Annotated in this window: 17 protein-coding genes; 5 read left to right on the top strand and 12 right to left on the bottom strand. The window is 39.4% G+C overall.

Going from position 1 to position 20903, the window contains the following annotated elements; translation table 11 throughout:
* Positions 1 to 11: 11 nt before the first annotated feature.
* From ABD930_RS03720 to ABD930_RS03705, 4 genes are all read right to left on the bottom strand, one after another.
* Positions 12 to 1100, bottom strand: a complete 1089-nt coding sequence (locus tag ABD930_RS03720) for a DUF4407 domain-containing protein (RefSeq protein WP_345230352.1) — start codon at positions 1098 to 1100, stop codon at positions 12 to 14.
* Positions 1101 to 1119: 19 nt separating this feature from the next.
* Positions 1120 to 2436, bottom strand: coding sequence for a UDP-N-acetylmuramoyl-tripeptide--D-alanyl-D-alanine ligase (locus ABD930_RS03715; protein WP_345230351.1), 1317 nt, complete (start codon positions 2434 to 2436; stop codon positions 1120 to 1122).
* Positions 2437 to 2534: 98 nt separating this feature from the next.
* Positions 2535 to 4205, bottom strand: a complete 1671-nt coding sequence (locus tag ABD930_RS03710; RefSeq protein ID WP_345230350.1) for a PspC domain-containing protein — start codon at positions 4203 to 4205, stop codon at positions 2535 to 2537.
* Between the two features lie 12 nt (positions 4206 to 4217).
* Positions 4218 to 4577, bottom strand: a complete 360-nt coding sequence (locus ABD930_RS03705; RefSeq protein ID WP_345230349.1) for a PadR family transcriptional regulator — start codon at positions 4575 to 4577, stop codon at positions 4218 to 4220.
* Positions 4578 to 4851: 274 nt separating this feature from the next.
* Between ABD930_RS03705 and ABD930_RS03700 the strand changes: the two genes are divergently transcribed.
* From ABD930_RS03700 to ABD930_RS03685, 4 genes are read left to right on the top strand one after another with little or no spacing between them, the layout of a single operon-like run.
* A complete protein-coding gene (locus ABD930_RS03700) occupies positions 4852 to 6021 on the top strand; it encodes a galactokinase (protein ID WP_345230348.1) in 1170 nt (389 codons plus the stop codon).
* Entirely contained in the window at positions 6021 to 7097 is a 1077-nt protein-coding gene (locus ABD930_RS03695; RefSeq protein WP_345230347.1) for an aldose epimerase family protein, read from the top strand. The genes ABD930_RS03700 and ABD930_RS03695 overlap by 1 nt, the downstream gene beginning before the upstream one ends.
* Positions 7098 to 7114: 17 nt before the next feature.
* Positions 7115 to 8785 (top strand): sodium:solute symporter family transporter, encoded by a 1671-nt coding sequence (locus tag ABD930_RS03690; protein WP_345230346.1) that lies wholly within the window; start codon positions 7115 to 7117, stop codon positions 8783 to 8785.
* Positions 8786 to 8838: 53 nt separating this feature from the next.
* On the top strand, positions 8839 to 9510 hold the full coding sequence (locus ABD930_RS03685) for a DUF2461 domain-containing protein (protein WP_345230345.1): 672 nt from the start codon (positions 8839 to 8841) through the stop codon (positions 9508 to 9510).
* Positions 9511 to 9514: 4 nt separating this feature from the next.
* On the opposite strand, the gene ABD930_RS03680 is transcribed toward ABD930_RS03685, so the two are convergent.
* The 8 genes from ABD930_RS03680 to ABD930_RS03645 all read right to left on the bottom strand — a co-directional run bounded on the left by ABD930_RS03680 (position 9515) and on the right by ABD930_RS03645 (position 18875).
* On the bottom strand, positions 9515 to 10078 hold the full coding sequence (locus ABD930_RS03680) for an NADPH-dependent FMN reductase (protein ID WP_345230344.1): 564 nt from the start codon (positions 10076 to 10078) through the stop codon (positions 9515 to 9517).
* A gap of 39 nt (positions 10079 to 10117) precedes the next feature.
* The gene (locus ABD930_RS03675; protein ID WP_345230343.1) at positions 10118 to 10348 is read right to left on the bottom strand and encodes a DUF3820 family protein; all 231 of its coding nucleotides are present in this window, start codon (positions 10346 to 10348) and stop codon (positions 10118 to 10120) included.
* Between the two features lie 3 nt (positions 10349 to 10351).
* Complete coding sequence (gene mfd, locus ABD930_RS03670) at positions 10352 to 13690, bottom strand: transcription-repair coupling factor (RefSeq protein WP_345230342.1); 3339 nt, start codon at positions 13688 to 13690, stop codon at positions 10352 to 10354.
* Between the two features lie 18 nt (positions 13691 to 13708).
* Complete coding sequence (locus ABD930_RS03665) at positions 13709 to 14935, bottom strand: ABC transporter permease (RefSeq protein WP_345230341.1); 1227 nt, start codon at positions 14933 to 14935, stop codon at positions 13709 to 13711.
* A gap of 11 nt (positions 14936 to 14946) precedes the next feature.
* Entirely contained in the window at positions 14947 to 15588 is a 642-nt protein-coding gene (locus tag ABD930_RS03660) for an MBL fold metallo-hydrolase (protein ID WP_345230340.1), read from the bottom strand.
* Positions 15589 to 15770: 182 nt separating this feature from the next.
* A complete protein-coding gene (locus ABD930_RS03655; RefSeq protein ID WP_345230339.1) occupies positions 15771 to 16550 on the bottom strand; it encodes a shikimate dehydrogenase family protein in 780 nt (259 codons plus the stop codon).
* A 97-nt stretch (positions 16551 to 16647) separates the two neighbouring features.
* Positions 16648 to 17409 (bottom strand): phosphosulfolactate synthase, encoded by a 762-nt coding sequence (locus tag ABD930_RS03650; RefSeq protein WP_345230338.1) that lies wholly within the window; start codon positions 17407 to 17409, stop codon positions 16648 to 16650.
* A 62-nt stretch (positions 17410 to 17471) separates the two neighbouring features.
* Positions 17472 to 18875: a tetratricopeptide repeat protein gene (locus tag ABD930_RS03645; RefSeq protein WP_345230337.1), complete on the bottom strand. Its 1404-nt coding sequence runs from the start codon at positions 18873 to 18875 to the stop codon at positions 17472 to 17474.
* Positions 18876 to 19360: 485 nt separating this feature from the next.
* Between ABD930_RS03645 and amaB the strand changes: the two genes are divergently transcribed.
* Positions 19361 to 20872 (top strand): L-piperidine-6-carboxylate dehydrogenase, encoded by a 1512-nt coding sequence (gene amaB, locus ABD930_RS03640; protein ID WP_345230336.1) that lies wholly within the window; start codon positions 19361 to 19363, stop codon positions 20870 to 20872.
* The last annotated feature ends 31 nt before the right edge of the window (positions 20873 to 20903 follow it).

Raw genomic sequence — 20903 nt, 5'->3', positions numbered from 1 at the left:
TTTATGCTCCGCTATGCTTTGTTTTTTAGTTTGTCTATTTCTTGTGTTACTTTTACGGCAATCTTTGTCTGCTGTACTTGGTCAATAACGGCTATGTCAGCGGCTCTATCTGTCGAAGATTCGTAAATTGACACCGCCTCTTTATTAGCAATCCAATCATCATATGGGCCTTCGGCACTCATTAACTTAACAAAAACAGGTAAGCATTCAAAAAAAATAAATAATAACCCAATAAAAGTAATGGCCCAGTAATTACTTTCATTTACCTGGCCATTTTTATCATATTGGAGTTGTCCCAACGCCTTGTTTCTATCAGCAAAACCAGCCAATGCAACTAAACTATCTAATTGCTTTGATGTTGCTAATTGTTCATCTAAAAGCCCATCGAATTTTCTTCGCTCATTAATAAAGTTTTCCTGCTGAGTAATCCTATGCGCTATCTGTTCTTCTTTTTTCTCTCGTTCTTTCAGAGCTTCTTCTTTACGTTTAGCATAGGGGCCATAGCCAACAACACCTGATGTTTCCGGTGTTTTATTACCAAAAATTTCATAATTCAGCTTTTTCCTGTCTTCTGAAATACCGTTTAACAAGACATCTCGCTCAGTCCGTAGGCGATTAAGGTCAGCAAACGCTTCCTTATATTTGCTAATAAATGTATTATTCAAGCTATCTATTCTAGCCCTTTGTATTTCCAGATAATTTATTTGCAGCTGTTCTTTAATTTCCTTATCAAAGATTTTTAATTCTAGTGGTCTGGATATAACAATACCTATCAAAATCGCCAAAATAATCCGTGGAGTAGCTTGTAAAAATTGTCTGAGAACGGTTGCTTTTTTATGAATAGTAGAAACGATGTATCGATCTAAGTTAAAAATGGCTGCTCCCCAAATCAAACCAAATACAATTGCTATAAAAACTGCAGCCGAATTCCCACTGAAAACGAAATAAAGTGCGTATGCTCCGGCAATCGCCGCAAATAAGCCAGTAAAAAAGATAGTTGCACCAATACTTACATATTTATTGTGTTCCGTTGGCGTTTTTAACAGGGTAGGTACATGCGCTCCACTACAAAACCAAAAAAATTCTTTTATTTTACGCATGATTTCCTTTTTTAAACGGTTATAGATGCATTAGGAGTCCTTCAAAAGCCATCCCTCTCGATGCTTTGAGTAAGACCAGAGCATCCTTTATGGGTGAAGCAAAAAGCCCTTCTTTTGCGGCATCAAGGGTTTCGTAAAATTCATTTGCGGCGTTTCCTTTTGCTTTTTGAGCATAAAAATCTTTGCCAACAAAGATGCTACGGTATAAATCCATTGCATTCACACGTTCTATGATGTGTCGATGCTCTTCAGGAGCATCTTTACCTAGTTCAAACATGTCGCCTAAAATAACCGCTTTTTTACCATGTGGCATTGATGCTAGATTATCTAATGCGGCCCGCATACTACTGGCATTGGCATTATAATAATCACTAATAATAGTATTATTTTCCGTTGTAACCAGCTGCGAGCGATTATTTGTCGGTTGATAGCTCCTAATCCCATTATTAATTTCCTCAGGCGACAAACCAAAATACAAACCAATGGCAATTGCAGCTAAAATATTTTCTAAATTATAAGCCCCGGTAAGATTGGAAGAAATCTCTTTCGCAGAGCAACCAAAGGTCTTTACACTTTCCCATACGAGATTTAAGGTAGGATTACTGGATGTGACTGTTCCTGAAACCTGATTATGCTGATCAAGTCCATACGTAATCATATGTTTAAAGGTTCTATTGTTTGCCATTGCCAAGAGGTGATGATTATCTCTTTGTAAAAAGACCACTCCTTTATGTGCTTCAAGCCAAGAATAAAGTTCTCCCTTAGCCTGTTTTACACCTTCAAAACTGCCAAAGCCCTCCAAATGTGCCTTACCTACATTGGTAATCAAACCGCATGTTGGTTTAGCAATACTACATAAAAAAGCGATTTCGCCTACATGATTAGCGCCCATTTCGATAATACCGATTGCTGTATTGGATGTAATCTCCAATATACTCAATGGGACGCCGATATGGTTATTTAGGTTACCTTTCGTTGCATACGTCGCAAATTTCTGAGACAAAACAGCAAATATCAGTTCTTTAGTGGTTGTTTTTCCATTAGTCCCCGTTATCCCAATAATGGGAATTTGCAGCTGATCCCGGTGATATCTTGCCAGTACCTGTAAGGTGGCCAATACATCATCGACTACAATACATCGATCATTTAGTTGATAAGCAGGATCATCTATTATAGCAAATGCAGCTCCTGATGATAATGCTTGTGCAGCAAATTGATTCCCATTAAATGTCGCTCCTTTAAGGGCAAAGAAAAGGGATCCAGGTGCAATTTTCCTGGTGTCCGTTGTTACTATAGGATGTTGTTGAAAGAGATGATAAAGAGCTAGAATATCCATAAACGCTGTTTTTTCCTCTATAAAATGAAATCACCATTGGTAGATGAATGATCGGCTAATTTACAGATTAAACTAGGAATGATAATAATACCGTAAAATTAATGTTTACGCAGTCCCAAACTGTCTACGTTATTGTCAACTATACTATCTCTAGTGTCCTCCTGTTCATTCGCTGATTCCGCCATGCATTTTAGTCCTTCGGAAGTCATTAACCATTCGGTATAACCTTCACGTAACTCCTCAGGATAATTATCCCGACATTCCCAGGCAGAAAGGTTACGCATGTAACGGTCGGCATCATTACTCAAAAACAATTTTGTCCCGACAGGCAGTGATAACTTAACATGTATACGTTGATCACGGATTAATTCTCCTTTTGGCAAAGTAGAGTGACTATCAAATGTCAAGTGCTGCTCTTCTTGGTTAATTGAATACACCATTCTTCCAGCTCTTTTTGCGGCCACTTCGAAATCTTTCCCTCTTGCTCGAAATTCCTGAATTAATTTAGGAGCCCCACCTTGCTCAGCTTTAACAACGCTTATCCCAACAGAACCGAAGTTTTTAAATTTACCCATACGTTTGTTCGACCGAATAATCACCCCTATAGAATCCACCGAGTGCGTTGTGCTATCCGTTTGTTTAATTTGGTTGACATCGTGTATGTCAATATAATATTGAGGTGCTGATTGCAAGACTTGCTCCTTAACGATTGTTGCGTCTTCCCTAAAATCTTCTGCGGTCTGGATAGCATAATAAGCCAGCGTACCCGTGGCAACCAGCCAAATAATCAATAGGCCAAATCCAAAATAGCTCCCAGCCAAACGCCGATTAAACACCATTCTGATCGCCAATAAAATTAACGCAATTAGCGGTATAGCTAAGCTGAAGAAAACAGCAATAATAACCATATTCTTATACGTCTCAGGAATATAGTACAATGGAAAATCTGGTCCGTATACTCCCCCATAATTATCGCCACCCCAATTTGGAATTGCCAGTACTACGCAAATAATCAGTCCTACCAACGCAGCGCATAAACCAAAAACAACCAATGCTCCTGCAATTTTTAATAAAATAATAAAGGCTTTCGCTATAAAATTTGCCAACTGTTCTAATGCATCCCCTGCTTTTACAAGGCCGGGTTTAATACTTTCCCCGGCCATAGTAAAATTTCCACGGAGGCCCTCCATTTCCTCTTCGAAGTTCTTTTTAAAGTTTTGGAGATTCGGAGCTTCACCACGCATAGCCATACGATCTGATCTGGTTCGCGCTGGCGGTACTACAATCCATAAAATAATATAAACCAGAAAACCTGTACCCGCAAATACAAACAATAGAACCATTACTAAACGTACCCATAACGCCTCAATATCCAAATAGTGCCCAAGGCCCGAACAGACTCCACCGAATACCTTATCATCCATATCTCTAAATAATTTGCGTGTGCCCGTATAGCCTGCACCATAGGTTGTTTGTTGCGTATCCGTATAGCCACCTTCTTCTCCACGCTCAAAATCTTTTACACTTCCCATTTGCGCGCACACTTCTTCTACATCAGCTATCGTGATAACTTCTTTCTTTCCGGCAACAATCCTTTCGCTAAACATTTCAGCAATTCTATTCTCTATATCGCCTACAATTTCTTTACTATCTTCGGTATAAGCGAAATGTTTCTTCACCTCGATCATATATGAACGAAGTACTTCATAAGCATCTTCTTCAATGTGAAATACAATGCCGTTTATATTAATGATAATTGTTTTGTTCATGATCAAAAAAATTTAAGAATGATTTGCTTTATTTTCTTCCTTAGGGCTCCACGTGGTTGCTGTTTTTACCGCAAATACCAACTCATTCCATGTCTCATCTAACGCCTTTAATACTTGCTGTCCTGCCGGAGTGATTTGGTAATACTTCCGAGGTGGCCCTGCGCTGGATTCTTTCCAACTGTAACTTAACAGCTCATTATTTTTTAATCGGGTTAGAAGAGGATATAGAGTACCCTCAACCACCAATAACCGAGCTATCTTAAGCTCGCTGATGATATCTGAGGCATATATTTCCCCTCGGGAAATTATGGATAGAATACAATATTCAAGTATTCCCTTCCTCATTTGGGTTTGCGTGTTTTCTACTAGCATAATACAAAGATATATGTTTTATTAGGTATTTTGCAATACATAGTAGCTTGCTAAGAAACAACCTTCGCTTAACACGCTGATTATTAGCTATAAAAATTTGCTCGTGTTTATTTTTTTATAATTAGATCGACCATCGTTTCTTATTTCCGAAACATAAATTTTACAAAAGTGATCTTATTTTGAGAAGAAATAGTGTATTTTTCACACAATTCTATTTGTTTTTTACTTCAGCATCCAATACATTTACAAACTAAAATTTTTATAAACGATAAGCATGACTGAAGTTGCTAACCTAAAAAACGCTTTTAAAGACCTATTTCATCAGGAACCCTTACTGATTCGATCACCTGGGAGAGTTAACCTCATCGGCGAACATACAGACTACAATAATGGTTTAGTATTACCTGCAGCAATCAATAAAAATGTTTACTTAGCTATCGCGAAAAATAATCTTAAGCGGATCAGACTTCATTCCTTGGATCTTTCCGATACATTTGAAACAGGTGTTGATGCCATTAAACGGTCAGGTAAACTTTGGCCAGATTACATCTTAGGCGTAGTTGAGCAATTACAATTAAATAATTATGCCATCAATGACGGATTTGATCTTGTTTTTACCGGTGATATTCCCCAAGGAGCAGGTTTGTCTTCATCCGCAGCATTGGAATGCGCAACAGCCTATGCTTTAAGTCAACTTTTTCAATTAAACATTCAAAAGCTTGATCTTGCCTTATTATCACAGGCGGCTGAGAACCAGTTTGTAGGTGTAAATTGTGGACTTATGGATCAGTTCGCCAGTGTTTTCGGTAAAGAACAGCAACTTATTAAACTCGACTGCGCAGACTATACATACGAATATATTCCTTTTAACACAAGCGATATCAAAATTCTGTTGTTAGACACCCAGGTTAAACACTCCTTAGCATCCTCTGCCTATAATGAACGCCGTGAACAATGCGAGGAAGGGGTTCGACTAATCCATCAACACTATCCTGAAGTGAAAAGCCTACGAGATGTTTCAGAAGAAATGTTATTAAAATATGTTAAGCCTGCCAACGAAATCGTTTACAATCGATGTACCTACGTAGTTGCCGAAATTAAACGGTTGTTGCTCGCCTGCGAAGATTTAAAGAAAGATGACTTTACCTCTTTTGGAAAACGGATGTTTGAAACGCACGATGGTTTACAGCATCTTTATGAAGTGAGCTGCCCCGAGCTGGACGAACTGGTAAATTTAGTCAGGGATAATCCGTATGTTTTAGGTGCTCGCATGATGGGTGGGGGATTTGGAGGATGTACGATCAATTTGGTTAGCGCAAATAAAGCCGAAGAAGTTGCACAGGCCGTGCAACAAGCCTATAAAGAAAAGACTGGAATAACTATTCCATACTATATTGCAGAAATAAATTCTGGAACAAGCATGATTAATTTAAACCGAGAATAATGATGCGGCAAGACAAGCTCCCATTGCTAGAGGATTTTAAGGCTAAAATAGGGGATAAAAGTACAGCGCTTATTATTTTAAAAAATAGCCGTGGCATGCAGGTCGCATTGACCAATTTTGGCGCAAGAATAGTCAGCATCATTGTACCAGACAAATCGGGTAATCCTACCGACGTGGTTCTTGGTTTCAATACGATTTCTCAATACCTAGAGGCTGATGAAATCTATCATGGCACAACCGTTGGCCGCTATGCTAATCGTATTGCAGGTGGTTCTTTTTCTCTAAACGGAAAAACGTACCATATTGAGCCTAATAATGGTTCAAATGCTTTGCATGGAGGTAAAAACGGATTCCATCAGCACATTTGGGATAGGCGTCTACATAACCCCACTGGTGTTACATTTTATTATAACTCTCCCGATGGAGAAGAAGGGTTTCCAGGAAATTTAAATACTTCGGTAGATTATTTCTTGACCGAAGATAATGAACTCAAAATTCATTATCGTGCAACAACCGATCAAGACACCATCGTTAATTTGACCAACCATGCTTATTTTAATCTCAATGGTGAAGGTGCAGGCGAAGTCTTAGATCATTTTATACAAATCAATGCCGAAACATTTCTCCCTATTAATGGCCAACACGTCCCGACAGGAGAAGTGGCAACGGTAGAAAATACACCATTTGATTTTAGACAATCCCGACTTTTATCAAGCACTATTCACGATCAGGAGCAGCAGCTTCTACATGGCGAAGGCGGCTATGATCATACCTTTGTCCTTGCTCTCCAAAAACGTTATGAACCTGTCCTTGTTGCATCGGCTTATGCAACACAAAGCGGCATCAAACTCGATGTATCGACAACTGAACCCGGTGTACAATTTTATACCGGAAATGCGCTCTCCGGTAAAGATAAAGGGAAATCGGGTAATGCTTATGCCAAGCAACATGCCTTTTGTTTCGAAACGCAACACTTTCCAAACGCTCCAAACCAGCCCGAATTTCCTTCTACCATATTAAAAGCTGGACACACATATCGGTCACAAACCATTTATCGTTTCAACGTAATAAAATAATCTTTAATAAAAAACCAATGAAAACCCTACAAACAACTGATTATCTTGTATTCCTTTTTTACTTCCTCATAGTGGCCTTATATGGCTTCTGGGTGTATCAAAGGAAAAAATCGCTTACTGCGGATTCAAAGGATTACTTCTTGGCAGAAGGTTCTTTAACATGGTGGGCCATTGGAGCCTCTTTAATCGCATCCAATATTTCTGCTGAACAATTTATTGGTATGAGCGGATCGGGCTTCAAAATGGGGCTTGCTATTGCAGCATATGAATGGATGGCTGCCATAACCTTGATAATTGTCGGAATTTTCTTTATTCCGGTATACCTCAAGAACAAAATTTATACTATGCCGCAATTCCTGAATCAACGATATAATGGGACTGTTAGTATCGTAATGGCTGTTTTTTGGCTGTTATTGTATGTAGTGGTTAATCTAACCTCCATTCTGTATCTAGGGGCTTTGGCGGTATCTAGTATTTCGGGTATTAATTTTACGTTCTGTATTTACGCTTTGGCCGTTTTTGCTATCATTATCACGCTTGGGGGCATGAAAGTGATTGGATTTACGGATGTTATTCAGGTCTTTTTCCTCATTCTCGGTGGGTTAGCGACTACCTATATTGCACTTAACTTAGTTGCCGATCATTTTGGGGTACAAGGTGCACTGAAAGGTCTAGGACTCATGTACGATAAAGCGCCGGATCATTTTCAAATGATTTTTGGAAAGGACAATGAGAATTACCTAGATTTACCGGGGCTATCTGTACTCATTGGCGGACTTTGGATCGTTAATCTCAACTATTGGGGATGTAATCAATATATCACCCAACGCGCTTTAGGTGCTGATTTAAAAACAGCTAGAGGCGGACTTCTATTTGCAGCGGCCCTCAAGTTGCTTATGCCTGTGATTGTAGTATTACCGGGTATAGCCGCTTTTATTTTATATAAAGAAGGTTACTTCCAGCAAGAAATGCTCCAAGACGGCAGCGTTAACCCTGACCACGCTTATCCTGTTTTGCTAAATCTTCTTCCTACTGGCTTAAAGGGCCTTTCTTTTGCCGCTTTGACTGCAGCAGTAGTTGCTTCTCTAGCGGGTAAGGCCAATAGTATCGCCACCATATTTACATTAGACGTTTATAAAAAGCTATTCAATCAAGAGGCCTCAGAAAAAAAATTAGTGACAACTGGAAAAATAACCATTATTGTCGCCATGTTACTTGCCATTTTTATCTCACCACACTTAGGTATCGATAAAAAAGGTGGATTTCAATATATACAAGAATATACCGGCTTTGTTTCTCCAGGCATTTTTGCCATGTTTATTCTAGGTTTCTTCTGGAAAAAAGCCACTTCGTCAGCAGCCATGTTCGCTACAATTGGGGGATTTATATTATCTGTAATTTTTAAATTTTTGCCCAACATTATGAATCTCTCTTTCTTGGCTCCCTTTGGTTTTGCTGTAAAGAATGGAGACGGTGTTTATGAAATCCCTTTTATTGATCGCATGGGTTTCGTATTTATTATTTGTATGGCGGCGATGATTATTATTAGTAATATAGAAAACAGGAGAGGGGTAACACCTAAAGGACTCGAAGTAGATACCAAGATGTTTAAGGTGCATCCCGGCTTCGCCATTGGTTCTATTTTAGTAACGGGAGTGGTGGCTGCCCTGTATTTGTTATTCTGGTAAATCTTTATTATGGAAGAGCTGTCCTTTTTAGACAGCTCTTTAATTTTGTTCATATGGTTACTATACATCCTTCCACATTTATCTTTCTTTCCGACCTCAAGACCAATAATAATCGCGATTGGTTTTTGGAAAATAAATCGCTTTACGATGCTGCGCATCAAAATGTAAAAGATTTTATCACCACCTTTATTCAGCATCTAGCCAAGGTCGACCGTTATATAACCGAAGAAATTTCCGTTTCCAAATGCTTGTTTCGCATTTATCGGGATACGCGCTTTAGTAAAGACAAAACACCGTATAAAAACTGGTTTGGTGCCGGAATTTCGGTCGCTGGAAGAAAACTCAATGGCCCTGAATATTACTTGCACATTGAACCGGGGAACTCTTTTATTGCAGGGGGCTACTGGCGACCTGAAAAAGATCATTTAGCGGCCATCAGACAAGAAATTGATTATAACGGTACTGAATTTAGACGCATTATCAGTACCCCAGATTTTATTACGTATTGTACCTTAAATGATGACGATAAATTAAAAAAGGCACCTGTTGGTTATGCTCCAGACCATCCGGAGATCGAATTCTTAAAACTTAAAAGCTTCACAGTCAGCAAAGCGTTAAAGGATAACGAACTTACCGATAAGCAATGCTTCACGTATATTATGCCCTTTATTGAGGCCATGTACGATTTCAAATTATTCTTACACCAAGCACTGGATCAGGAATAACGCTTTACGATTTCCGCAATAGCTTTAATGTTTCATGAAGTTTTTCAAGCTGGGCAAACATCGCTTCAGCTGCCTTTTCATTCGCCTCTGTTGCAGCAAAGCCGTCATCTTCATTCAATTGTTTGGTAAAATTTGGTAAAATCAGACCATCAAAAGGAAACATCCGCAAAGCATTCGTAACCTGTTTGAGCTGTTGAATGGAACGCGTTCCCCCGGATATTCCACCATAACCAACCATTGCTACAGGCTTATACGCCCATTCATTAAATAGAAAGTCCAATGCATTTTTTAATGGGGCAGGCATCCCATAGTTGTATTCTGGAGTTACAAATATAAAGGCATCGGCAGCTCCTATTTTTGCACTCCAATCTTTCGTATGTTGATGCACATACCGTTGAACGCGCGGATGCTCTGGTTCATCCATAAAGGGTAGATTAACCAATTTGAGATCAAGAAGCTCCGTTGCAAAAGCAGTGTGTTTTTTTGCCTGATTAAATACCCAATCAGCAATAGCAGTGCCTTTACGCCCATCACGGGTACTTCCGAAGATGATTTTTAACTGAATCATAATGTATATTTGCTTATATTATTCAAACAGGTAATCCTATCATTTGTTCAAAGATTTCTCATCCAGAGGCGCCAATAAGTATTCCAACCCGTTCAATTTAATTTCATACATCGTAGCCAAAAGTATTCCTAGTTTTCCTTTTGGAAATCCTTTACGATGAAACCACAACAGGTAACTTTCCGGTAGCTTGGTCAACGGCCAATCTTTATATTTACCATAAGGCATTTTATAGCTTGTCAGCTCCTGTAAAATAGCATTTGCTTTCTCCATCGATTATCGGGTTAATTCTTGCAAAAGCATTACGGCTTCATTGACGTTTTGAACACGGTCAAAACCTATTCTCAGGGTTCCCTTAACTTCCTTAAGGTTACAAATAGACGCGTTATGCTGAACAAACTGTAAAACCCGATCAAAACGTTCACTTTCAAAATAGGGAGATTGCTTGTTGCTCACAAAATAACCTCTTAAAATCCCTTTTTTATAGGAAATCTTTTCAAAGCCAATCGCTTTTCCTAACCACTGCAAGCGCAAGGTATTCATCAATTCTTTTACCGCTGCAGGAACAGGTCCAAACCGATCCATTAACTGTTTTTCAAACACGTCAATTTCATCTTCTGTTTTTAGTGCGGCCAATTGATTATATAGGTTATAGCGTTCGCCAACATTGGTTACATACGAATCGGGGATATAGACCTCTAGATCGGTATCTACCTGTGTAAAAGATACGTATTCCCGTTCTTTATCCTCTTTAAATACGCCAGCAAATTCATCATCTTTCAATTCCTGGATGGCTTCATCCAAGATTTTGTGGTACATTTCGAAGCCAATTTCGGCGATAAAACCACTTTGTTCAGCACCTAATAAATTACCACTTCCGCGGATATCAAGATCCCGCATAGCCACGTTGAAGCCGCTGCCCAATTCGCTAAACTCTTCAATAGCGCTTAGCCGCTTCCGGGCCTCCGGAGTAAGCGTAGACAAAGGAGGGCTTAGCAAATAGCAATATGCTTTTTTATTTGACCGGCCTACCCGACCACGCATTTGATGGAGATCACTCAAGCCAAACATATGCGCATGGTTAATGATAATGGTATTAGCATTAGGGATATCTAAGCCAGCTTCAATAATGGTTGTCGCAATAAGCACATCAAATTCATGGTTAATAAACTTAAGCATTACATCTTCCAGGGCATCTCCTTCTAATTGTCCATGGGCAATTCCACACCGGGCTTGTGGCACTAATTTTGAAATCATGCCCCCCAATTGCTTTAGATCCTGCACCCGGTTATGGATAAGAAAGACCTGCCCCCCTCGATTAATTTCAAAGGCAACGGCCTCTTGAATTAATTTTTCATTAAAAACATGTAATTCTGTCTGCACCGGTTGCCGGTTAGGGGGAGGAGTGCTAATAATACTTAAATCGCGTGCTCCCATTAAAGAAAAATGTAATGTTCGCGGAATTGGCGTGGCCGTCAGTGTCAACGTATCAACATTTACCCTTAATTGCTTCAGTTTTTCTTTTACGCCAACACCAAATTTTTGCTCTTCATCGATAATCAACAACCCTAAATCTTTAAATTTAACATCTTTGCTCACTAAACGATGGGTACCAATAATAATGTCTATTTTTCCTTCGGTCAGCTCTTGCAAGGTTTCTCTGATCTGTTTCGATGTCTTAAACCGATTGATATAATCGATACGACAGGGAAAACCCCTTAAACGCTCAGAAAATGTGCGATAATGCTGTAAAGCCAAAATGGTTGTCGGCACCAATACCGCCACCTGTTTACTATCCGCCACGGCTTTAAAAGCCGCCCGAATAGCTACTTCAGTCTTTCCGAAACCGACATCTCCACAAACTAATCGATCCATTGGATGTGGGGCTTCCATATCTTTTTTCACATCGCTGGTAGCCTTTTCTTGATCAGGTGTATCTTCGTAAATAAACGAGGCCTCCAATTCGGTTTGCAAATAGGTATCGGGATGAAAAGCGTTTCCGGACTGTGCTTTACGCTGTGCATAAAGTTTAATTAAATCCCGGGCAATATCCTTAACTTTTTTTTTAGTGGTTTTTTTAAGCTTTTCCCAAGTGTCTGTTCCCAATTTATTCATTTTAGGAACGGTACCTTCTTTACCCGAATATTTACTAATGCGATTTAAGGAATTGATATTCACATAAAGCAGGTCATTATCCGCATAAACTAGACGAATCATTTCCTGCATTTTACCATTTACTTCAACTTTTTCCAAGCCTGCATATTTTCCTATGCCGTGATCAATGTGGGTAATATAATCTCCCGGCTTTAAATCACGAAGCTCCTTTAAGGTAATCGCTTGTGAGCGTGCGTAGCCCTTTTTATGCTTATACTTATAGTAACGATCAAAAATCTGATGATCAGTATAGCATGCCAATTTTAATGCTAAATCACTGAAGCCCTCTCGTAGTGCGATGGGTATTGGTGTAAATTTTGCATCCTTATCTAAATCATCTAAAATAGCAAAGAGCCGTTCCGTTTGTTTCGCCGAGTCGCTAAAAATCGTATTGGTAATTCCTTGGCGATCATTCTCCTTGATGTTATGGATCAATAAATTGAAATCCTTATTAAAAGAAGGTTGTGGGCGTTGATCAAAATGAATAATGGCATCGCTGTTATAAAAATACTGTTTGCCAAATTCTACCAGCGGAAAATCCTGCAACAGATTCGCAAACATTTTCTCATCACTAAAATTAAATTTTGGATCGATCCATTCCGGATTATGTGCTTTATCGGCAGTCGATAAAGCAGTCCATAATTTAGCCGCTTGTTTATATCCTGATTGTATAATATCTAAGGTAAACTGAACGTCTTTTACCCAAAGAACGGCATCCCGATCAATGTATTCCAACAAGGAAATATTATTCTCCGTTAAAAATTTAGCCTGCACATTAGGAACGATAGTTACTGTATTTATTTTATGTACAGACAACTGGTTTTCGGTGTCAAAAGTCCGAATACTCTCGATGAGGTCGCCAAAAAACTCAATCCGATAGGGTAGATCATTGGAGAAAGAAAAAATGTCCACAATGCCCCCGCGTATGGCAAATTGCCCAGGTTCATAGACAAAATCTACCCGTTCAAAGTCGTACTCAATTAAAAATTCATTAATAAAATCGATATCCAATCTCGCATTTAGCGAAATTTCCAGCGTATTCTTGCTAAGTTCGTTTCTATTAATAACTTTCTCAGCTAAGGCTTCTGGATAAGTAACGACCATCTTTGGAAGCTCAGAGGTATGATTTAACGTACTTAGTGTTTCTGCCCGTTGTAATACATGGGCACTATCCGCCTGCGTAAAATCAAAAGATTTCCGATACGAAGACGGAAAAAATAATACCTGCCTGTCTAGCAATCCTTCTAGATCACTTAAAAAGAAGGCAGCTTCTTCGTAATCAGGCAAAACAAAAATGAAAGGTCTTTCTTGCAACTGGTAGCTAGCTACCGCAATTAGCGCATCCGCAGAACCTATTACTCCTCGTAATTGAATACGGGCATTACGTCCCTGCAGAGATTTGGTTAAGGTAATAACTTCTTTATAGGATTTAAAATACTGTAAAATATCTGCTACTGTCACTATTAATTTTTTTAATTTTTATTCTGCTGCTCTCAATTGGGTCATATTCCTAACGCTTAATTGAGCAGATACTGCCGATGCTATTCCAGATACCAGGAGTACGGTTAGGAAAACCAATATAAAATCTGTTGGCCGCATTGCTACAGGATATACATCGGTAACCATATTTTCAGCACCCATACGCACTAAACCAAACGCCTGTTGAGCAATACAGAGTAGAGCCCCTATAACCAAGCCAATAATACATCCTGCCATAGCAATAAACATGCCTTCCAAAAAGAAAATTTGCTTAATTAATCGATTAGATGCACCTAAGCTACTTAAAACAGCAACATCTTTTTGCTTATCGATAACCAGCATCGTCAGTGAACCCACAATATTAAACGCTGCAATAACCAGCACAAAGGCCAGAATAAAAAATACCATCCATTTCTCACTATTCAGTAGTTTATATAGTGCTGGATTCTGCTGGGCTCTATTTTTTACCTGATAAGATTTTCCCAACAACTTTTCAAAGGCCTTATGTATCTTATCAACATTCGCTTTCGGTTTCAAATTTACCTCCAAAGCAGATACGCCACTATATTCGCCCAAGACATCCCGAGCAAAGTCTATTGGAACAACTACTAAATTATCCAATTCCTGCTGCGCCCTAAACACACCTGTTAAGGTTATATTTCGGTCATTAAATTCGTCTGCCGGATTTAAGGCATTTTTTACCCCTTTTTTAGGTGAAAAGACCTCTATTGTTGGGTTTGCATCTTCTAAGCTGATCCCAAGATTAGTAAAGGCTGCCGCTCCTAAAACGGCATAATCCACCCCCTTAGCTTTTAACATAAATGTTCCATCCCACAAGAGGCTATCCATGACAGCACTTGGCCTATATGTGCTATCAACACCCTTCAAGGTTGCAATATATTGGTAGTCTCCATGCCGCAGCAACACCTTCTCCTGCAATATATCGCTATAATTAGCAACGCTTGGATGCTGCTTTATCTGGCTAAAGAGTGTAGTATTCTCCTCAAATACCTTACCGGAAGCCGGTTCAATTCTCAATTCTGCTGTAAAGGAACTATACATATCCAGAATCAGATTCTCTAACCCATTAAAAACAGATAAAATAAGAATCAAGGCTCCACTCGCCACCAGTACACCAGCCGTACTGATACCAGAAATAATATTGATGGCCTGGATCGATTTTTTGGAAAGAAGGTATCGCTTAGCGATGAAGGTGGCAGTATTCATCACGATGACCTTTATCCTCTAATAAACGGATTGCTTTCCTTTTCCGCACCAATACTTGTTTCTGGTCCATGTCCTGGATAAACAAGCGTTTCATCAGACAACCGGTACAACTTTTCGCTGATGTTTTTAAGTAAGAGTTGATGATTGCCTCCGGGTAAATCTGTTCTTCCTATACTTCCTTTAAATAACACATCCCCACCGATCAATAACTTGTCTGCTACACTATAAAAACACAAATGTCCAGGAGAATGCCCTGGTGCAAAAATCAATTCTAAGGAACTATCACCAAAATAAACGCTTCCGGTCTCTTGTAAAAATTGTTCAGGAATAGGTGATTGCTCATATCTTAGGCCAAACATGGGAGCCCTCACCTGTACATCGGATAAGACAGCCGCTTCTAGCTCATGGAATTGCGGCAACAGATTAAACTGTTCATAAATGAACTTATTTCCTAACACATGGTCCACATGGCAGTGGGTATTCAGTAATAGTGTAGGTTTCAGTTTGTATTTGTCAATGAATTCCAAAACCGCCATTTCTTCTGCCTGCGTATACATTCCTGGGTCAACAACAACGCATTCTTTACTTTCATCAAAAAGAAGATACGTATTTTCTGCAAAGGGATTATTTTCAAACCTTTTAACCTGTATCATATCAACAAACTTAATTAATTTGCCTCCTTTCACAAAATATAAAAACAGGTCGAAAGAATTTAGCTTTTTATTTTTTGCAGAAGCATAAATTCCCATGAATGAAAATCTGGCACGGTACGTTTAGTAGTACATTTACAGCCGCATGCTCCACTGTAATGAAAGAAGAGGTAACAGATCCTTAACTAAGCATTCCAAATTTCCCAGTTTTTCTCTGCTTGTAAGTGTAACATTTCCAATCCATTTTTTATAGTGGCACCCCTTTCCTTCCCTTCTTTCAAGAATGCCGTTTCTTCTGGATTGTACACCAAATCATACAGCAGGTGTTTTTCACCAATAAATTCGTAAGGGATGACCGGCTTTTCGTCTACTTTGGGAAAAGTACCCAATGGGGTAGTATTGATAATCAGCGGATGCCCCTCTATAATTTCCTGATTTAGCTGTTCGTAGGAAAACTGCTTGGCATTTGCCCGTCTAGAAACCACGTCATAATCGACATTTAGTTTCTTGAGTACATAAAAAACGGCTCGTGCGGCTCCTCCATTCCCAAGGACTAATGCCTTGTGATGGTGTTTTTTAAGCAAAGGCTTCAAGGACTCTTCAAAGCCATATACATCGGTATTGTATCCTTCCAACTGCACCCTTTTCATACACATTTCTCCGCTGAAAAATGATTCTACCGGATTCGATTTTACAATCTTGATACAATTCACCGCGTCTATTTCTTTGGCTTCCGGAGAAATTTTATCTAAATAGAACATGACACCTATTTTGTGCGGTATCGTCACATTCAGGCCACAGAGTTCAGGTTGTTGCCGCAATAAATCAGGAAGATCACTAACATTTTGGAGGGGTAATAATTCGTAATGGTGATCTGTAAGTCCTTCCCGTTCAAATTTCTCATTAAAATATTGCTTGGAAAAAGAATGCTTCAACGGATATCCAATCAATCCAAATTTCTTCATCACTAATTTAATAAAAACCATGGCGCATCATAACGCCCTTTATTATTTATAAAAATCCTAACCAACGAAAATAATAAGCTAATTTTCATCTCAACAATTATGTCGAAATAAAGTGATCAAACGTATCGCCTCGTAATCCTAAACGAATGGTTTCCAAAGGTATTACCTCTTGGGGAGGGATATTTCCCAAATTAACATTACAACCTATTAATTTGATAAACCAAACTTGCTGAGCCTTTATGGGGGCTTCCCAAATAATAGATTCCTGAGGAATTTGTGTTAAAATTTCATCGATCAATCCCTGTCTTACCTCTCCTGTTTCCCGGTATATTCCCACATTTCCACTTTCTCTAGCTTCAGCAATGACCTTCCACGATCCCGCTTCCAGCTCCGCCTTTATAAGTTCTATCCAACGATAAGGAGCTATAATTTTCTTATCATCTTTAGAACCCACTTCTGAAATTACCGTTACCTGTTTACTAAGAATATCAATGTATTTACACTTTTCATCGTGGGGTAGATTAATTGATCCGTCCGAAACTTCAGCATATTCCATTTTGTATTTATCTAATACTTTCCGGTAAGCATCAAACTGATTGCGAATTAAAAATGCTTCAAACAGTGTGCCCCCGAAATAAAAGGGCATTTGAGCATCTCGATAGATTTGTAGTTTCTCTTCAAGCTTTGGCGTAACCATAGACGTCGCCCAGCCCAATTTAATGACATCGGTGTGTGGAGCAGCAACTTCGATGAAGTCTTGAGCTTGTCGCGTACTCATCCCCTTATCCATCACCATTGTTATCCCATTATTCCGAGGCTTGAGAGTCCGTGTAGGGATATTATTTAACTCAAAGTTCATAGGAATGCAAAGGTGAAAAAAAAAATCAACACTGTTAAACTTTCGCGCCGATAAATATCATCTTAATGCGCAAATTTATTGATAATTTCGAGAATCACCTTATTATCCTGTAGTTGCGGCAAATACTCAAACAGTATATGATATTTTTCCGGATCAGCCGTTAAGGCCAATTCCAAAAAATGGAGCGCCTCTGTGTATTTCCCAAAAGCAAATAAATAAGCGACCATTCTGTAATAGAGCTCTGCTGCATCCGGATTATGCTTAATAGCGTCAGAAATAACCTCTATGGCACCAGATAACTTTTCTTGCTCATATAAAACAGAGGAATAATCCAACCAGGCTTCAATGTCTAAGGGATTAAGCTCGACCACCCGCTCGTATGCCGCTTCAGCTTCCTTGATTTGTTTAAGCTTATATCTCGCATCTGCAATGGCAAACCAGTATTCCGGATTTTGGTCATCAATACCTAAAGCCTTTTTATAAAAGTGCAATGACTCAAAGTAACGTTCTTCGTAGTCTAATGTCACACCAATACCAAACCAACCATCGCCCAGTTTAGGATCTAATTTTACCGCTTTTTTATAGTAAGAACGGGCCTCATCCATCTGCTCTAGCTTCTCATAACATTCACCTATTGCGCAATAGGTTTCCGCGCTTGGTGGTTCATATTCAAATGTTTGCTTATAAACGGCAATAGCATCCGCGTACCGATCAAGGTTAACCAAGGCATTTCCTTTATTGAAATAGGCAGACGCAAAATTCTCCTTGATCAAAATAGCATAATCATACGCGTCAATTGCTTTCTCATATAAACTTAACTTATGATAAGCATTGCCCAAGTTATACCAAGCAGCATAAGAATAGGGTTCATTATCGATATATTGCAAATAAAACCCAATGCTTTCCTCTTGTCTATCCAACACGTCATAACAAAAAGCTAGTTCATAAAGGGCCTCCTGATTTTCCATGTTGTGCTCCAAGCTCTTTTTTAAATAATGAATCGCTTGCTCGTAATCCCCTTTATTCTGAAAAAGCATTGCCATTTGCAGGTAGATCTCGTCAGCATTTTCGGCCAAAGAAAGAGCCTTCTCCAAATTGGCTATCGCTTCCTCGTAACGGTCAATAGTGCCGAGAATTCCTCCCCGTATAAGAAATATATCTGGCTCGGAGGCCTCCAATAGTTCAGCTTTATCCAGTGCCCTTAAGGCCTGATCCAACTGATTGGTTATAGAATAAAGCTGGGCCTGCTTAATATAGAATATGGCTGCAAAAGGATGTTGACTCACGGCGTAATCTACTACCTGTAGGGCTTTTACCGGGTCATTTTTCTCCATATAATAGTCAATAATCCCTTCAAAGGCTTGAGCATCAAAAAAATACTGATCCTCATTGCGGATCATTTCTTCGTAGCGTTCCACTGAAAATTTTGGGTCTTCAGAGAATTCAAAATCAAAATCGTCTTCCATCGCAATTTAATAATTAGTAGTTTAGCTATTTATTGGGCTCCCTCATTCTTTGCGTCCACTATTTAATGAACGACTCCTGCAATGGACACGACTGCGTCCGGATTATCATGCCAGTATATCCATCTGGTCTGGCGGTACTTGCTGATGAAATTTATGTGTTCAAATTACCGTTAAAACTGCTATTTAGCCAATTTAGTTTTCCACAAACAAACACTCAGAAAAACAAACACCTGTAAAATAGCCGTTTAGCTTATTATTTTTTTAACACTTTTTCCCTCTATACACCCGCCAGCAGTAACCTAATGAAGAAACCATAACTGATATCTACTAATCTCCTTGTACAAAGATACGGATTTATTTTTTAACCAACATATCAACCGAAGCCGTTGAAAATAAACACTTCACGCAAAAAGAAACCTACAAATTCATGGTTTTCCTTCAGATTATATTTAGGTTTGTATAGCATCCTTAAAACAATAATCAATATGATTTCTATAGCTATTTCCTCTGTTTTAAAAAGATTAAAAATCCGCTCGCACCTTCCTTCTACGTCGACAACTCTTGCAAGTTACTCTCCAGTTGATGGACAACTGATTGCGCATGTTGTACAAACCACTGAAGCATCCTATCAGAATCAGGTCGAGCAAGCAAACCAAGCCTTCTCCACATGGAAACAAATTCCTGCCCCTAAAAGAGGGGAAATTGTTCGGCAGATCGGCACAGCTTTAAGAGCTCACAAAGAAGATTTAGGCGCACTCGTTTCTTACGAAATGGGAAAAAGCCTTCAAGAAGGCTACGGAGAAGTACAAGAGATGATCGATATTTGTGATTTTGCTGTGGGACTAAGCCGGCAACTTTACGGGTTAACCACCCAATCCGAGCGACCGCAACATCGTATGTACGAACAGTGGCATCCCTTAGGGGTCGTGGGTATTATTTCGGCATTTAATTTTCCTGTAGCGGTATGGAGCTGGAATGCAGCTATCGCTTGGGTTTGTGGAAATACCTGTATCTGGAAACCTTCGGAAAAGACACCTATTACTGCAGAAGCTTGCCAACAACTTGTACAAGCGGTATTTACTAAGAACCAAATTCCTCAGGCTGTTTCTTGTTTAATCCAAGGAGATGCCTCTCTTGGCACCTTAATGGCCAACGATTCCCGTATCCCATTAATTTCTGCTACGGGATCAACCCGCATGGGTAAATCGGTAGCACAAGCAGTGGCTACACGTTTAGGTAAATCGATTTTGGAACTCGGAGGAAACAATGCGATTATTATCACGCAGCATACCGATTTAGATACCGCATTATTGGCCAGTATCTTCGGAGCGATAGGTACTGCCGGCCAACGCTGTACGAGCACCCGTAGGCTTATCATCCATGCATCCATTTATGAACAATTTAAGCAGCGGCTCGTTAAGGCTTATCAACAAATACGTATTGGAAATCCCTTGGATGAAAAAAACCACGTTGGGCCCCTAATTGACGAGCAAGCTGTACAGACTTATCTAAGTACCATTGAACAATGCAAAAAAGAAGGTGGTAAGCTTGTTGTTGAAGGGGGACTACTTTCTGGACCGAACTATCCATCCTCCTGTTATGTGAAACCTTGTGTAGTAGAAATGCCACCAACATCCAAAATAACCCATCAAGAAACTTTTGCTCCCATCCTATACCTGATGAAATACGACACATTAGAGGAAGCTATTGCTATACAAAATCATGTTCCACAAGGTTTATCTTCTGCTATTATGACCCTAAATCTGAAAGAAGCAGAACATTTCTTATCGGTTAATGGTTCCGATTGTGGTATTGCCAATGTCAATATTGGCACTTCAGGGGCAGAAATAGGAGGGGCTTTTGGCGGAGAAAAGGAAACTGGTGGTGGCAGGGAGTCTGGATCGGATGCTTGGAAGGCCTATATGAGGCGCCAAACCACTACCATAAATTTTTCAGACAAATTGCCCTTAGCACAAGGAATCAAATTTGACTTGTAAAAGAAAATGGAGTTATCTAAGTTTACCGCAA

This window comes from Olivibacter ginsenosidimutans, assembly GCF_039542865.1.
Classification (GTDB): Bacteria; Bacteroidota; Bacteroidia; order Sphingobacteriales; family Sphingobacteriaceae; genus Olivibacter; species Olivibacter ginsenosidimutans.
The sequence above is the reverse complement of the archived record's forward strand: the minus strand, read 5'-3'. Positions and strand labels throughout refer to the sequence as shown.